At 49.5% G+C, this 13,868-nt stretch carries 15 protein-coding genes; 11 read left to right on the forward strand and 4 right to left on the reverse strand.

The annotated features are described in order from the left end of the window. Positions 1–237 precede the first annotated feature (237 nt). The 3 genes from MHH48_RS03650 to MHH48_RS03660 all read left to right on the forward strand — a co-directional run bounded on the left by MHH48_RS03650 (position 238) and on the right by MHH48_RS03660 (position 1,491). On the forward strand, positions 238–513 hold the full coding sequence (locus tag MHH48_RS03650; RefSeq protein WP_076322222.1) for a phage holin family protein: 276 nt from the start codon (positions 238–240) through the stop codon (positions 511–513). Positions 514–626: 113 nt separating this feature from the next. After that, on the forward strand, positions 627–1,145 hold the full coding sequence (locus MHH48_RS03655; protein ID WP_076322221.1) for a DinB family protein: 519 nt from the start codon (positions 627–629) through the stop codon (positions 1,143–1,145). Between the two features lie 187 nt (positions 1,146–1,332). Then, on the forward strand, positions 1,333–1,491 hold the full coding sequence (locus MHH48_RS03660) for a hypothetical protein (RefSeq protein ID WP_202618862.1): 159 nt from the start codon (positions 1,333–1,335) through the stop codon (positions 1,489–1,491). A gap of 50 nt (positions 1,492–1,541) precedes the next feature. On the opposite strand, the gene MHH48_RS03665 is transcribed toward MHH48_RS03660, so the two are convergent. Continuing rightward, complete coding sequence (locus MHH48_RS03665) at positions 1,542–1,772, reverse strand: hypothetical protein (RefSeq protein WP_076322220.1); 231 nt, start codon at positions 1,770–1,772, stop codon at positions 1,542–1,544. After that, entirely contained in the window at positions 1,773–2,348 is a 576-nt protein-coding gene (locus MHH48_RS03670) for a hypothetical protein (RefSeq protein ID WP_076322219.1), read from the reverse strand. A 288-nt stretch (positions 2,349–2,636) separates the two neighbouring features. Here MHH48_RS03670 and MHH48_RS03675 point away from each other — a divergent pair, with 288 nt between their 5' ends. The 3 genes from MHH48_RS03675 to MHH48_RS03685 all read left to right on the forward strand — a co-directional run bounded on the left by MHH48_RS03675 (position 2,637) and on the right by MHH48_RS03685 (position 7,965). Beyond that, positions 2,637–4,889, forward strand: a complete 2,253-nt coding sequence (locus tag MHH48_RS03675; protein ID WP_076322218.1) for an excinuclease ABC subunit UvrA — start codon at positions 2,637–2,639, stop codon at positions 4,887–4,889. 298 nt (positions 4,890–5,187) lie between these two features. Continuing rightward, positions 5,188–6,864: an alpha-glucosidase gene (locus tag MHH48_RS03680; protein WP_076322217.1), complete on the forward strand. Its 1,677-nt coding sequence runs from the start codon at positions 5,188–5,190 to the stop codon at positions 6,862–6,864. A gap of 39 nt (positions 6,865–6,903) precedes the next feature. Continuing rightward, positions 6,904–7,965, forward strand: a complete 1,062-nt coding sequence (locus MHH48_RS03685) for an NAD(P)-dependent alcohol dehydrogenase (RefSeq protein WP_083659627.1) — start codon at positions 6,904–6,906, stop codon at positions 7,963–7,965. A 128-nt stretch (positions 7,966–8,093) separates the two neighbouring features. Here MHH48_RS03685 and MHH48_RS03690 read toward each other — a convergent pair whose 3' ends face one another. Then, positions 8,094–8,942, reverse strand: a complete 849-nt coding sequence (locus tag MHH48_RS03690) for a DUF4179 domain-containing protein (RefSeq protein ID WP_076322215.1) — start codon at positions 8,940–8,942, stop codon at positions 8,094–8,096. Continuing rightward, a complete protein-coding gene (locus MHH48_RS03695; protein WP_076322214.1) occupies positions 8,939–9,457 on the reverse strand; it encodes a sigma-70 family RNA polymerase sigma factor in 519 nt (172 codons plus the stop codon). The genes MHH48_RS03690 and MHH48_RS03695 overlap by 4 nt, the downstream gene beginning before the upstream one ends. A gap of 326 nt (positions 9,458–9,783) precedes the next feature. Between MHH48_RS03695 and MHH48_RS03700 the strand changes: the two genes are divergently transcribed. The 5 genes from MHH48_RS03700 to MHH48_RS03720 all read left to right on the forward strand — a co-directional run bounded on the left by MHH48_RS03700 (position 9,784) and on the right by MHH48_RS03720 (position 13,802). Continuing rightward, a complete protein-coding gene (locus MHH48_RS03700) occupies positions 9,784–11,010 on the forward strand; it encodes an MFS transporter (RefSeq protein ID WP_076322213.1) in 1,227 nt (408 codons plus the stop codon). 378 nt (positions 11,011–11,388) lie between these two features. Continuing rightward, the gene (locus MHH48_RS03705) at positions 11,389–11,709 is read left to right on the forward strand and encodes a PadR family transcriptional regulator (RefSeq protein WP_076322212.1); all 321 of its coding nucleotides are present in this window, start codon (positions 11,389–11,391) and stop codon (positions 11,707–11,709) included. Positions 11,710–11,779: 70 nt separating this feature from the next. After that, entirely contained in the window at positions 11,780–12,121 is a 342-nt protein-coding gene (locus tag MHH48_RS03710) for a DUF1048 domain-containing protein (protein ID WP_076322211.1), read from the forward strand. Between the two features lie 169 nt (positions 12,122–12,290). Continuing rightward, positions 12,291–13,052, forward strand: a complete 762-nt coding sequence (locus MHH48_RS03715) for an ATP-binding cassette domain-containing protein (protein ID WP_076322210.1) — start codon at positions 12,291–12,293, stop codon at positions 13,050–13,052. Further along, positions 13,053–13,802 carry an ABC transporter permease gene (locus MHH48_RS03720; RefSeq protein WP_076322209.1) on the forward strand — a complete coding sequence of 250 codons (750 nt, stop codon included), beginning with the start codon at positions 13,053–13,055 and terminating at the stop codon, positions 13,800–13,802. It abuts the gene before it with no gap. Positions 13,803–13,868: the final 66 nt, after the last annotated feature.

Raw genomic sequence — 13,868 nt, forward strand, 5'->3', positions numbered from 1 at the left:
GATATATCAGGGGGAGCTCTAAATGAAGAACCGCGCCATTCATATTGGATAGTCACTGCGTATTTCCTCCACCCAGGAATACCGCGATTTGTGCTGCGTCCGCTCATCGTCAAACCTATCGAAAATTCCATTTCGCAGATTCTATTATTTTGCTTGCGAGAATAAGGATATAAATACAAGCCGATCGATAGGCTCAAGGAATAGGATGTAGAAGATGAATGGAAAGGTGGGTTTACCATGGAATGGAGCGTCATTTTTCAATTGATTGACCCGCGGCTCTTCATGGTCGTTGCTGCCTGTTGGGTAATCGGATATGTGCTGAAGCAAACCCCCAAGGTTCCGAATTGGAGCATTGTATATCTGGTTATAGTCGTATCGGTTCTATTCACAACCGGCTTGATCGGCTGGAGGGTGGAAAATATCATTCAAGGCATACTCGCAGGGGCGTTTGCGGTATTCGGGCATCAGGCCGTTAAACAAACAGCAGAGGCGATTGCGACTAGAAAGAAGTAAGAACGGCTGAATGACCCAGGGTGGTTTTTGCCTAAACCGAACTTTACCTGGCAGTCTGCCGCTTGAGCCTGTTATTCTTAGGTTCATGAGATGATGTAAGGGAGCGTGAAGATTTGCAGAGGAAAACGTTGACGGTTGAGGCATTGCCTGGGTTTGAGCCGGAGATCGGCCGGTGGATATGGGGACTTGAAGATGTGCGGCGAACGATATTGAGACGGCTGGAAGGGATTCGGCATGAGTTTTTGAACCATAAGGTGGACGGTCGGCAGTCGATCGGTTCACTGTTGTATCATATCGCTTACATTGAAGCGGACTGGCTGTACGCCGAGGTGCTTGAATCCGCTTGGGACCCGAAAATAAAGACCTGCTTTCCCTGGGATCACCGTACCGAGGATAATAGTCTTTCTGAAGTGCCGGATCAGTCATTGGAGGAACACCTTCACCGCATGCAGAGAGTACGTCATGAATTGCTTGCCCATTTCAAAGGCATGGACCTCTCAGACTGGGGGCGAGTCAGACAACTGGAACCGTACGATGTGACGCCCGAATGGGTCATCTATCATCTGATTGAGCATGAATCCCATCATCGGGGACAAATATTTCAGCTGTTAAGAGAGTTGGAACACGCATAAGGATCGATTGTCCACTCAAGTGAGAGTGGGGCCTTCGCGGCTAAAGCCGGAGCCTTTTGAGGCTGCTGCTATACATGTTAAAATTGCCCAGGGCAGGGAGCTTTCCTTGCTCTTTTTTGTATATCCTGCAACGATTCAGCATGTCAAAACGTAATAAGCAGATAAAGAGCACGGTATCGGAGGAGATATGATGAATAATGAATTTTACGTGGGATGGGGAACGCTGGCGTTAATTAATGCCGGATTGGCTCAAGGAAAAAACAGAACGGGATTAAACTGGTTTCTGCTATCCCTGTTGTTAGGCCCGCTCGCAACCCTGTTTCTTGTTCTGTCAGCTAAAAGATGATTTGAGTAATAAAAGAGCCGCCTCCCGGCAAGGGAAGCGGCCTTTATCTATTACATCCGTTGAAACATAGCGGTGTCACGGCTGTAGTGTGTCAGATAACCTGTCTCTTCGTTGCGGATGCGGACGACATCCGGTGTATAGCATTCAATGTAACCTCGCTCGATCTCCACGTATACACTTGCGGGATCCTCTTCCCATACGGAAACTATCGTTTCCGACAGTGCGGCCGCGAAAAAATGGATGTCTTGCGATAGGTACCGACTATTGCGGTCTGTATTCATTTATTTCATATCCCCTTGATGGTTAGAATCAGATAAAATACGGTCAACTAACTCGTTCATTCCCTTCCAGGAATCCTTCAGAATAAATTCATGCTGAATATGCGCGTTCCACGGACGCGGAATCAGAATGGTTTGCTTTCCGGCTTTTCTGGCGGCAATCGCATTATGGGGACCATCGTCAATCAGAAGATCGAATTCCACTAAATCCTTGCGCTTGGCCACGAAAAAATTCTCGAACGGAATAAAAGGCATATGCCGCTGCAGCCATCTCCACTTCTCGGGCACCGAGGAGGGACGGGCTGCGGTAACAACAATAACGTCATAATCATGCGTCATTCTGTGGACTTCGTCAATCGTATATTCATCAAATATTTCAAGTTCTTCATATAAGCCCGGCTTTCCGAAGAAAAACTCTTCTGAGCAGTCAGGATGCCAGATTTGGTGCAGATTATAATCGGTAATCTGATCCAGCGTCAGCTGAGGATCTTTGTACTGCAGATTGTGATAGTGAATGGCCTTGGGTATGAGATGGCAGATGGTATCATCCATATCGATGGCGACTATTTTTTTGCTCATATCGTCATTACTCTCCTGTAAACATGAATTCTAAGAAACGATGATGTTCCGTAATTGTAAGGGACAGGATGCTTATTGGCAAACCGGAATCAAAAATGGGAGGGTGTAACATTTTCTCTCCCCAAACTCTTATAAACTAAGTATAGCATTAATACGGTCAACAACCTTCCTGATATTTACCGGTTGCGGGAATAACTTAATAATAGAGACCTTCACCCATTATGACAGTACATGTCATGATTGCCCTTTTATAATAGGAACACTACAGGGTATAAGGGAGGAGCGGCCATGGCGCAAGAATATATCAACATACGTGGAGCCAGGGAGAATAATCTGAAGAATGTTTCGCTGCAAATTCCAAAACGGAAAATCACGGTCTTTACCGGCGTATCCGGCTCGGGCAAATCGTCCATCGTGTTCGATACCATCAGTTCGGAAGCTCAACGATTGCTGAATGAGACGTTTACCGCTTTTGTTCGTAACCGACTTCCACGGCATAGCCAGCCGGACGTCGATTCGATCGAGAACTTGTCGACGGCCATCGTCATCGACCAGAAGCGTCTGGGGGGCAATTCACGGTCCACGCTAGGCACGATCACGGATCTGTACGCCATACTCCGTCTGTTGTTTTCCAGGGTGGGACAGCCATTTGCGGGATACTCCAACGTCTTTTCTTTTAACGACCCGCAAGGCATGTGTCCGGAATGTCAAGGTATCGGCAGGAAGGTCGAGCTGGATCTAAATAAACTGCTGGATACGAGCAAATCTTTGAATGAGGGAGCAGTCCGATTTCCTATTTTCTCAGTGGATAGCTGGTATATGAAAAATTACACCATGTCCGGTTTCTTTGATAACGATAAGAAGCTGGCCGACTATTCGGAAGCGGAATGGGATCTCTTCCTATACGGCAAGGAGGGAAAGGTGACGTTTCCGTCCAAGGGTGGACCGGTACAGTCTGACTTCGAAGGTCTCGTGTTGAAGTTCAACCGGCTGTATATCCAGAGAGACAGCAGTGAATTGTCCGAACGCACCTTAAATCACGTCAAAAATTTTATTACGCATGGAACATGCCCGTTATGCGAGGGGACACGGCTCAGTCAAGCGGCATTAAGCTGCAGAATCAACGGGTATAATATCGCCGAGTGTGCGGCCATGGAGATTGGGGAGTTAAGAGAGGTCATCCTGAATATCAAGGAGCCGGTGGCTGCCAGTATGGTGGCCAGTTTGGCCGAGCGGCTGCAGCACTTGATGGATATGGGGCTGGATTACTTAACGCTGAATCGGGAGACGACCACGCTCTCCGGAGGTGAATCGCAGCGGGTGAAGATGGTTAGGCATCTGGGCAGCAGTCTGACGGACATGATGTATGTTTTTGATGAGCCGAGCGTTGGTTTGCATCCTCGGGATGTTCACCGCCTGAACGACATGCTCAGGAAGCTTCGTGACAAGGGCAACACGGTGCTGGTCGTGGAGCATGACCGCGACGTGATTGAAATTGCCGACCATGTGGTGGATGTGGGACCGAATGCAGGTACCCGGGGAGGGGAAGTTGTCTTCGAGGGTACGGTTGAGCAGCTGTGCAGCCAAGACTCTACGTTAACCGGGCAGTATATGAAACGCTGCATGCCGATGAAAGAACAGTTCCGGGTACCGACAGGACAAATGCGGATTGCCAATGCCAGTCATCATAACCTGAAAAATGTAACGGTGGATATCCCGGAAGGAGTGTTAACCGTGGTCACGGGCGTAGCGGGGTCAGGCAAGAGCTCGCTGATTCATCATGCCTTCCTGTTCCAGCATCCCGAGGCTGTCGTCATCGACCAGTCCGCCGTCGGCACCTCGATTCGTTCCAATCCTGCTACCTATACGGGGATCATGGATGACATCCGGAGCATGTTTGCCAAAGCTAACGATCAGAGTCCATCCCTGTTCAGCTTCAATTCCAAAGGAGCCTGTCCCGACTGCCACGGTCTCGGGTTCATCTATACGGACCTGGCGTTTATGGAAGGCATCAAGTCTCCGTGCGACACCTGTGATGGCAGGCGCTTTAAGGATGATGTGCTGCAGTATAAACTCCATGGAAAAATGATTACCGACGTACTGGATATGACGGTGCTGCAGGCACTCGATTTTTTCGAGAAAAAAGAAATCAGACGGCGGCTGGAGGCCCTGCACGATGTCGGCTTGCACTATCTAACGCTCGGACAGCCGCTAAGCACCCTGTCCGGGGGCGAAAGCCAGCGCATCAAGCTGGCCAGCGAGCTGCATAGACAGGGAAAGATCTACGTGATGGACGAGCCGACAACGGGGCTGCATATGTCGGATGTCGGGCATTTGCTGGACATGATGAATCGGCTCGTCGATAACGGCAGCTCGGTGATCGTGATCGAGCACAATCTGGATGTAATCCGTCAGGCGGATTGGATCATCGATCTTGGACCCGAGGGCGGCAGCAGGGGAGGCAGGGTCATGTTCGAAGGAACGCCTGCTGAACTGATCATGGCGGAACAATCGCTGACTGCAAAGTATGTACGGGGTTAGCGGGAGATCAAAGAAGTGGAGTGAATGGCGGGTCCTTACCGGAGTCTGACCAAACCCATGCAGTATGTTACATGGAGCAGGCACGAATTCATTTCCGTAGTTGTTTCATAGTGGACTTTATAGTGGCCATGCCGCATATCCCCGCGGCACGGCTATTCTATGGTTGTTAGGCTTATATGATCGCTTAAACGGCAATACTGTATGCTGCGACAGACTAAGTTGGTTAATGAAGTACGTGTAATGACTCGGTCTGCATTCCTAATAAGCAGCATCTTTATTGTAAACGGGGGATACAACAATGCAGAAAGTATGGTGGAAAGAAGCCGTTGCTTACGAGATCTATCCACGCAGTTTTATGGATTCGAATGAAGACGGCATCGGGGATCTGCAAGGGGTTATATCACGCCTGGATTATTTGAAGGATCTCGGGATTGATGTTATATGGGTATGCCCCATCTATCGATCATCCAATAGCGACAACGGTTACGATATCAGTGATTATCAGGATATTATGACGGAGTTCGGATCCATGGCCGACTTCGATCAACTGCTGGCCGAAATCCATAACCGCGGCATGCGCCTTATTATGGATCTGGTGCTCAATCACACCTCGGATGAACATCCGTGGTTTATTGAATCCCGTTCCTCAAGGACTAATCCGAAGCGGGATTACTACATCTGGCGGGATGCGAGGGATGGGGCCGAGCCGAACAATTGGGAATCCATCTTTACCGGTTCCGCTTGGGAATATGACGAGTTAACGGATCAATATTATCTCCACCTCTATTCCAAGAAGCAGCCTGATTTAAATATGGAGAATTCTGCGGTCAGGGATGATCTGGTCAGGATGATCCGTTGGTGGCTCGATAAAGGGATTGACGGTTTCCGCGTGGATGCGATCACCCATATTAAGAAGCTGCCGGGTTTGCCGGATATGCCCAATCCGAATCATCTTCGATATGTCGACTCGAATCCGGGACATCGGAATATAGCGGGCATCCATGATTTTCTTCAACAATTCAAACGCGAAGCGTTCGCCCATTATGACATTATGACGGTTGGCGAAGCGAGTGGCATTCCGATATCGGAAGCAGACCGCTGGATTGGGGAAGAGAATGGGGCACTGAACATGATTTTTCAATTTGAGCACGTCAATCTTGATTTCGGACTCGAAGGGCGCTGGGATTATGCGATCTGGGACTTGGCCGAATTGAAGCAGATCATGCATAAATGGCAGACGGGACTTGAAGGCGTGGGCTGGAATGCCCTCTATATGGAGAATCACGATCAACCGCGCTCCGTATCCCGCTTTGGCGATCCGGTCCACTATCATAAGGAATCGGCCAAGATGCTGGCTACTTTTTTTATGCTGATGCAGGGGACGCCGTTTATTTACCAGGGGCAGGAAATCGGAATGACGAATGTTGAGTTTGCGGAGCTGAGCGATTATCGAGACGTGGAGATCTACAACTATTACCGCGAGCGGCTGTTGGACGGGAAGGACGTGTCCGAGACGATGCGCAGAATCGCGTACCGGGCAAGGGACAATGCAAGAACGCCGATGCAATGGGATGACACGCTTTATGGCGGCTTTTCCACGGTTGTGCCGTGGATCCGCTGCAATCCGAATTATCATGAGATCAACGTGAAGCAGCAGTTAAATGATCCCGATTCCATTCTCAATTACTATAAGGCCTTGATTCGTCTGCGCAAATCCAGTGAGGCGTTGATCTACGGAACATATGAAGCGGTGCTTCAGGAGGATCCGGAGATTTTCGCCTATTCCAGGTCGCTCGGGAACGAGATGTACTTGGTCGTACTCAACTTCTATAGCGGAACACCGGATTTTCAATTCCCTGTCGAGTGGCGTGAGCATCAACCGGAAGTTGTACTCTCGAACTACAAGCGCTCGGAGCGAAGTTTCGGCGAATTCGCTCTACACCCTTATGAAGCGATAGTTTATCGTGTAAACTAAGTTCGTAAGCGATTTCTTGAGATGAGAGGTGAATGCAGCTTGTCACAACCAAACATGATGTCTGCCGCCGTTCTTGATCGCCCTTTATCCATTGAGGTGAAGCAGGTTCCCATTCCGGAGCCAAAGCCGGATGAAGCCTTGATTCAAGTGTATTGCATCGGCATATGCGGTTCGGATGTGCATTACTATGAGCATGGACGGATTGGCAGATATGAGGTGAAGGAACCGTTGATTCTGGGACATGAGCTTGCCGGCGTTGTCGTAAGGACGGGGGAGAAGGTGAGAAATGTCTCCGCCCTTGACCGCGTGGCCGTGGAACCGGGCGTTACGTGCAGGCGCTGCTCTTATTGTAAAAGCGGACGTTACAACCTGTGTCCGGATGTTGTATTTATGGCCACCCCGCCGGTTGACGGAGCTTGGGCCGAATACGTCGCGGTGCGAAGCGACTTCCTGTTCCGGCTGCCGGATGAAATGTCCTTTGAGGAAGGCGCTTTGCTTGAACCGCTGTCCGTAGGACTTCATGCCGTACGCCGCGGGCGTATCCACCCGGAGGACCGGGTGCTGGTTCTCGGTCTGGGGCCGATTGGCCTGCTTGCTATGGAGGCGGCCAAAATGTCCGGAGCTTCTCAGGTATATGGCAGCGACGTCGTAGAATACCGGCGTAATTTGGCCCTTCAGATGGAAGCCTCCGGCGTGATCAATCCGATGGATGAATCCGTTCCGCAGCGGTTGAACGAACTTACGGGCGGCAAAGGGATTGATCTTATTATTGAAACGTCGGGCAACGCCGGTGCCATCGCGGATTCAATCGGTTATGTGAACCGCGGAGGCCGGATCGTGTATGTAGGTCTGCCGACAAAGGATGCCATCCCGGTGGATATCGGCGCTTTGGTTGACGCCGAGCTGGATGTATACGGCGTGTTCCGCTATGCGAACACGTACCCGGCGGCTATACAGATGCTGCAAAACAAGGGCAGCCGCATACGCGATATCATCACCCACCAGTTTTCCTTAGATCAGATCGAGGAAGCTGTAGAGCTTGCTCGCACGCACAAGGACACCAGCGTAAAAGTCATGATCTATCCTCATTCAACCGCATAATATGGTTGCAGCCGGGAGAGCCGCTTCCGGGACCGGCATGTTCAATATTGCCCAAAAAACGTCATTGATCATCATAAAAAAGGCACCGCTCCAACACTTGTCGGAGCGGTGCCTTTTCATAATCCAGGTTAGTTCGGGCGTTCATTGCTCATCCAGCTGTCGATACGCAGATCATCGCTGTAGCTGTCGCGAGCCGAAATTTCACCAAGCTTATGCTCGGCTTCCTCACGGGTATCGAACCCGCCGATGACCGCGATGAAGTCACCGCCAGCGGTCTTAATGAAGGTCACGTCGTCTTCCATATAAATCTCTTCAAGAATAGCAAGGGATTCCCCTTGTGGCATGGCTTCACTGCGGATATAGAAGACCTCGCGCGGGTTTACCGGCTCGCCGGTCGAAGTGAGCTTCAGCTCAATATAGCCGGGGTCATTATATTCGGATACGGTATGCTTCACGCCATCCTTCAGTTCAACGACAAAACGCATGGCCGAGTCGTCCAAAATCACATTTTCATAGACATCCTTCACCAGCGGCAGGGCCAGCATGTCTTTCTTGAGGGTTTCATAATCAAAGTTTCGTACACCGTTAAACGTGAAGATCAGACGGTTTGGTGCATCCCGATGATCCACGGTGTAGGACGGGACACTGGAAACGGACTTGCCTTCCTGATCAAATTGAATCTTAATCACGTCCTCGGAAGCTTCCGTACCCACGGTAACGCCGTCGGTCCGCTCGCCTCCGCCCCCGAACTGTAGAACCTGAACGATGCTGCCCACCACGGGGACTTTGGCTAAGGCGTTTGCCACCGTCGGGATGTTGACCACGAATAGTACGGCAATGGCAGCTGCAACAACGGACGAATATCTCGTCAAGCGCATGGATCGTTTGCGGGCAGCCGCCTTTTTCTGTGCTGCGGCCATAACATCGGTTAGCTGGGCAGGGATCTCAATGTGTTCGTAGCGTTCTTTTCCTGTCATAGATTATCGACCTCTCCCTCGATTAAATACGATTTTAATTTTCCGATAATGCGGTAGAATCTGGTCTTGACCGTGTTTTCGGACAATGACAGCACTTCCGCCATTTCTCGAAAGCGCAGGTCCTCAAAAAACTTCAGAATAATATAGGTTTTCTCTTCTGGCATCAGTCTGTCCAGCGCATCATATAAATCCATTTTCTCTTCCAGCGGTAGGGTATGCTCTGCGGCTGCATAGTCTTGCGTTTGGTCCTCCATATAAGTTACCCGCTTCTTGCGACCGAGATGGTCGATGGCAGCGTTAATGACAATCCGGGTCATCCAGGACTCAAAATACTGCGGCGTGTTCATCCGCTCGTAAGCGAGATATCCCTTATAGGTTGCCTCGGAGACGATATCGAGTGCCTCCTGCTCATTTTTGACATAGCAATAGGCCACCCGGTATAACTTGCTTTTGCATTTCTCAATATTTTCACTGAACTGTTTTGGCTTCGACTCTGTCGCTCTCAGTTCACTCACTCCTAACTACTAGCGCTAGTATTTTATGTCATGGCACGAATTCGTTTTGATCTATTCCTGGTTTAATGGGTTGGATCATGCTCAAGTACTTGAGTGCGCTTGACTGATCATTAGACCGTGGAGCGGGCCAAATAGTTTTAGCCGGGGATAAAAAAGTTGCGGTTGGTGAGATATGCCATCTGATTCGCTTGAAAAAATTAATCCGTGAACTTAACAGAAGTCCTTAACGGTGTTACTATATTAACCATATAAAATGTACGGAGGCCAGAACATGTAGGTTTTTCTACCCTAACCAACACAACTAAATACAGAATTGGGGTAGAAAGATGAAGAGGAAATCTTTTCGGTATCTCTGGATAGGTCAGGCGCTCGCCAATAGCGGCGATTTGTTTTACATTGTCGGCCTGATGGCAATTATCTATGGGATTACGGGATCCGCCATGTTGATGGCCATGATACCTTTTGTCACGACGATGGCACGGTTTATAAGCGGGAGCTTTGCGCCCGTGTTGATGGATAAATACAGCCTCAAGTCGCTGCTTGCTTCGTCGCAAATCGGGAAAACGGCCGTGTTGTTCCTATTGTTAATGACCTACTATATGCTGGGAGAGCAGGAGGTGACGGTCTATGCGATCCTCGGATTCGTATTCCTCATCTCTTTGCTTGATGGCTGGGCTGCACCTGCAAGCCATGCCATGCTGCCGCGTCTGGTGGATGCCACCGAGCTGACGAAAGCGAATAGCTTTGTTGCCATCGTGGATCAGCTAATTCAACTGGGAGGCTGGGCCGTTGGGGGACTGCTGGTCGTAGTCTTGGGCGGAAGCAACGTAATATGGCTGACCTTTGCCCTAGCCCTCGCCGCCGCAGTCTTCATGAAGCTTATAGAGGATCGGCATGAATCTACCCAGGAACAGAAAGAGAAGGCTCGCGTTTCGAATTGGCGCTCCATTCAGGAAGGCTGGACACTCATTTGGAAACAGCCTTCTCTTCGGGCAATTCATGTGATTTATGTATTGGAGACGATGGCGGGCGTGATTTGGATCGCAGCGACCATCTACGTGTATGTAGCCGATGTGCTGCACAGGGAGGAGGCATGGTGGGGATATATCAACGCAAGCTTTTTCCTGGGACTCATGCTGGGTGGACTGTTTGGAATGAAAAACGCGGGGCTGATCGACCGCAACATCCGCAAGTTCGTCATCTGCTCTTCCTTCGGCATTAGTATCATGACGTTCGGTTTTGGATTGACCTCGGTGCCTTGGCTGGCCCTGGTGTTCTCGGCAGGCTTCGGCGTTTTTGAACAGCTTAAGGCAGTCTCGCTTCAGACTACACTGCAGCGGGGCGTATCTGTCCATGTATTGCCAAAAGTGTACGCAGCTCAAAGCGCGCTTGTTTCGCTGGTATTCGGATTATCCACCCTGTTGTTTGGGTTCATAACCGATGAATTCGGCGTTCGGGCTACGTACATCATCGCTGCCACGGTATTGTTCATCTCGGGATGTTACGCATTACGGATACGAACGAGATTGCCGGAGTTAGGGGAGGGGCTTTAACAAGGACGGATCGGCATCGAATAATCAATAAACAAAAGGCGAGCTTAAAGCTCGTCTTTTTTGCATGCATAAATCGCGGGGCGATATTGGTTTGAAAATATTTGGAAATCCGGTTGACAATCCATCTACTATGTATTACGATATACCTGTAGTAGGTCACACTGAATACCGACATCACTGAACAATGAGGTTGCAAAAATATTTTAAAGAAGTTGTTGACACCCCCTGCTACTCAGTATTACAATATACGTGTAATGAGTAATACTTAATAGTGTGTTTTTCCAAATGCTATTAAGTAAAAATTTCCTTCGGTACTATGTTATACTGAATATAGGTAATACTAAGTAGGGGAGGGCGAAATAGAGGAGGCTTTCGAATATGGAAAATTTAACTGAAATGCTGAAGGGTTCGCTGGAAGGCTGTGTGCTGGAAATCATCAGCCGCCGTGAAACCTATGGTTACGAGATTACCCGCCGTCTGAACGAGCTTGGGTTTACCGAAGTCGTGGAAGGAACGGTCTACACCATACTCGTGCGGTTAGAAAAGAAAAAGCTGGTGAACATTGAAAAGAAACCGTCAGACATGGGGCCTCCGCGCAAGTTTTACTCACTTAATGAGGCTGGCCGCCAGGAGCTTGAATCGTTTTGGGAAAGGTGGGATTTCTTATCATCAAAAATCAACGTCTTGAAGTCAATCTAGCCTCATAAGATATTCCGTTCGATATTTTTGGAGTGCCTTGTTCCGCTTTATATAAAAGGAGGAAAATTATATGTTGGAAATGTTCAAAAAAATGATTGGTGATAAAAAAGAGTACAAAATGATGATGGCACGGGTTGAAGCCCTGCCTGAGGACTACCAGTTTGTATTTAAGAAAATTCAAAACTACATGTGGAATTTCTCAGCGGGCAACGGGATGGATATGCTGCACATGCAGTATGAATTAATCGAGTTGTTCGAAGCCGGAGCAGCTGAAGGCAGACAAGTGCTGGAAATCACCGGGGAAGACGTGGCGTCCTTTGCTGACGAACTAGTAGCAAACGCTAAAACCTATGTAGCCAAGTATCGGGAAGATTTGAATCAGAGTATCATGAACCGATTGGGTAAAAAATAAATTCAATAGATCATACCGACTGATTAGCTGGTTACTAATGTGAATTGCCACCTTCGCTATTCAGTTAATTTTTAACCCGGTAGTAAGTTATACAGATTATCAGTATTACTAAATAGTTGGGTGCAGGCAACCTAGCTCCGCAAGGCGCTAATTATGAGGAGGAAAAAATATGAGGAATGCAGCGATTTCTGTAAAAGGGTTAAAAAAATCCTTTAAAGACAAGGAAGTCTTAAAGGGGGTGGATTTTGAAGTGCGGCGTGGGGAAATTTTCGCACTGCTGGGCTCAAATGGAGCAGGCAAGACAACGACAGTCAACATTCTCTCAACGCTGATGAAGCTCGATGGCGGCCAAGTAGGTATTTGCGGCTTTGACGTCCAGCGTCAACCGGATCATGTTCGCCAGAGCATCAGCCTGACAGGGCAGTTCGCAGCTTTAGACGGCATGCTTACCGGGCGGGAAAACCTGATGATGATTGCCAAGATGCGGGGAGTTTCCAATCCAGCTCAAGTCGCCGACGATCTGCTTGCAAGATTCAGCCTGACCGATGCGGCTAGCCGCCGGGCAGATAAATATTCCGGCGGGATGAAGCGCCGGCTTGACATCGCCATGAGCCTGATCGGGACACCAGCCGTCATTTTTCTCGACGAACCGACGACAGGGCTTGACCCCGAAGCGCGGATTGAGGTCTGGAATACCGTCAAGGAGCTTGCCGGCGGCGGCACGACCATCTTGCTGACGACCCAGTACCTGGAGGAAGCCGAACAACTGGCGGACCGTATCGCCATTCTGCATGGCGGAAAAATCATCACGACCGGTACCCTTACCGAACTCAAAGAGATGTTCCCGCCAGCCAAAGTGGAGTACATCGAGAAGCAGCCGACATTGGAGGAAATTTTCCTCGCGATCATCGGCAACAAGGAGGCGATGTAAATGAAAAGCAAAACAGGGGTGTTACTAGGGCGTTTAATGCGCAACATCATGCGCAGCCCGGACACAATTATCACGGTGGCGATTACGCCAATTATGATGATGCTGCTGTTTGTCTACGTATTTGGCGGCGCCATAGAGACAGGTACGGACAATTACGTCAATTATTTATTGCCGGGAATTTTGCTGATGGCTATCGCCTCCGGCGTTGCTTACACTTCCTTGCGGCTGTTTACGGATGTAAAGAGTGGGTTGATGGCGCGTTTCATTACCATGCCGATCAAGCGCTCGTCGGTATTGTGGGCTCACGTATTGACCTCACTTGTTTCCAATGCGCTTACTGTCGTGGTGGTTTTCCTCGTCGCGCTCTTGATGGGCTTCCGCTCCGGCGCCGATATCTTGGATTGGCTCGCAGTAGCTGGGATACTCGGGTTGTTTACGCTGGCGCTGACATGGCTGGCGGTCATTCCCGGATTGACAGCGGGGTCTATGGAAGGGGCGACAGCCTACTCGTACCCGCTAATTTTCCTGCCGTTTATTAGTTCAGCCTTTGTCCCCACCGAAACCATGCCTAAAATTGTCCGTGCGTTTGCTGAGAACCAGCCCGTGACTTCAATCGTGAATGCGATTCGTGCCCTCTTATATGAAGGGACGGTTGGCAACGATATCTGGATCGCGATTGCCTGGTGCGTCGGCATCATGGTCATCGCTTACTTCTTCGCCAGTAAAACATTTAAACGCCAGTTAGGGTAAGTAAACCATTATGGGAATGTGGAGAAATTGACGTAAAAGAGGCCCTCCCGTGTTACCCAGGGGAGG

This window comes from Paenibacillus sp. FSL F4-0100 (genome assembly GCF_037993005.1).
Taxonomy (GTDB): Bacteria; Bacillota; Bacilli; order Paenibacillales; family Paenibacillaceae; genus Paenibacillus_AQ.